Origin of the sequence: Dubosiella newyorkensis (assembly GCF_001945605.1) — a bacterium.
GTDB classification, from domain to species: domain Bacteria; phylum Bacillota_I; class Bacilli_A; order Erysipelotrichales; family Erysipelotrichaceae; genus Dubosiella; species Dubosiella newyorkensis.
Window position 1 is genome coordinate 1 of record NZ_MPKA01000049.1, and the last position, 1,691, is coordinate 1,691.

Annotated in this window: 2 protein-coding genes; one reads left to right on the forward strand and one right to left on the reverse strand. The window is 32.6% G+C overall.

The annotated features are described in order from the left end of the window. Positions 1-99 precede the first annotated feature (99 nt). Positions 100-468: an HTH domain-containing protein gene (locus tag BO225_RS03030; RefSeq protein WP_076340407.1), complete on the reverse strand. Its 369-nt coding sequence runs from the start codon at positions 466-468 to the stop codon at positions 100-102. Between the two features lie 233 nt (positions 469-701). Here BO225_RS03030 and BO225_RS03035 point away from each other — a divergent pair, with 233 nt between their 5' ends. Beyond that, entirely contained in the window at positions 702-1,478 is a 777-nt protein-coding gene (locus BO225_RS03035) for an ABC transporter ATP-binding protein (protein ID WP_076340808.1), read from the forward strand. Positions 1,479-1,691: the final 213 nt, after the last annotated feature.

The following is a 1,691-nucleotide window of genomic DNA, read 5'->3' on the forward strand; positions in this document are numbered from 1 at the left end:
TGACATGATTCAGTTCGCACAGCTGCTTGATAGAGAACGTGTTTTCCGGATCCTGAGCAATTTCATAGATGAGTTCGAATTTTTCGGATGGGCGGTTCATCAGAAGTCCTTCGATTTTGGCGAGCTGCCCAGAGCTATAATTTTTTTTAATGTTTCCAGCTCTTTGCGCAAGGCTTTTACTTCGGATTTCAAATGTTTGACTTCGGAATCTTCTGTTGATTTTTTTACTTCCGAATCCTTTTTCATCACGAGAAAAGCCGTATTTGCCATTCGTCTTTCTCCGACAACGAGAGGGTCATAGCCAGCTTCTATGAAGATTTCTTTTGGAGAAAATCCCTGAAGGTATTTTTCCAGAAACAGTTCTTTGAATTCGTCGGTGAATTTCAAAGTCTTGGGTGATACGTATTTGGTATAAGCATTCGATTTGAGCTGCTTGATCTGTTCTTCAGTGAAATAGTTTCTATTCATATGTTGTGATCTCCTTAGGAAGTCTGTCCAGAATAGTATCTCACTGAATCGCTTCAAGTGTAAGGTGGAAATAGAAAATGTCTACAAAACGCGAACATATTAATTTCAAGTGCGTTTTATCGGGACTTACTAATTAAGTGCCCAATGCTTTTTCTTCTACTAAAAACCGTGTCCACTTTTATGGGTATAGTTTATATGGGGAATAGCTCGGCAAATGGATGAAAGGGCGTAATATGAAAATGATAAAATTCGGATTTAAATATATTTTGAAACACAAAAGCAATTATTTTTCTTATGTGATTTCAAATATATTTCAAAGTTCTTTTATTATCGTTATTCCATTCATAGAAGGAGCTCTTATTGATAGTTTAACTAATATAGAAATACTACGATTTACTAAAACGATAATTTTTCTATTAGTCGCGTCAGGAATTTCAATTTTTAATCAACTAGCTAATCGATATCTATATACTATTTTACAAACGAAAGTAAGTTTTGAAGCTAATTTAGCGAGTATAAATTCTTTATATGAAAGTTCTTATATAGAATTTAGCAAAAAAGATCCAGCTATATTAAATGATTCTATAAATCAAGATTGTAATTCGATAGTTCTCTTTTGTATAAATTCTGTGCACAGCTTTTTATTAAATATATGCTCCGGGATTTTTATAATAGTAATTATATCTTGTTATTCTCGGGTTATTTCTTTAGGTATATTGATTTCTCTTGCCCTTTATAGTATAAGCTATGTCCTTTTTAAAGAGAAAATATACGATAAAGAAACTAGGTTGAAAGAAAAAACATCACAATATTTCGGTAAATTATACACTTTAGTTTATTACCTTAAGTCAATCAAATTAAATGGATTAAAAGAATTTAGTTTTTATAAAATCAAAAAAGTATATGAAGAATTTTATCAAGAAGTGAAGAACAGACAGATGATACATTCTTTTAATCAAGGGATCAGGCAGTGTCAATATTTTTGTGTAAATTGTTTTCTTAGTAATTAGTTCTGAGTTTGTTAAGGTGAATGAGCGAACACTAAGAAAAGGCATGCTGGTACTATGTCAAGTTTGAGGACAACCTAAATTTCTGTTTTTTGACAAATCCGAAAAAATTTGTTCCGCTTTCCATTGACTACGGGTCCCTATCCCTAAGAACCCATTTCTTGTTGCTTTTCAAACTCCCAGCTCTTGCTGCGGCTTGAAAAGCCCCAAGCTTAT

Coding starts and splice junctions, on each gene's coding strand:
- BO225_RS03030 (WP_076340407.1), bottom strand. CDS start 468: ATGAATAGAAACTATTTCACTGAAGAACAGATCAAGCAGCTCAAATCG.
- BO225_RS03035 (WP_076340808.1), top strand. CDS start 702: ATGAAAATGATAAAATTCGGATTTAAATATATTTTGAAACACAAAAGC.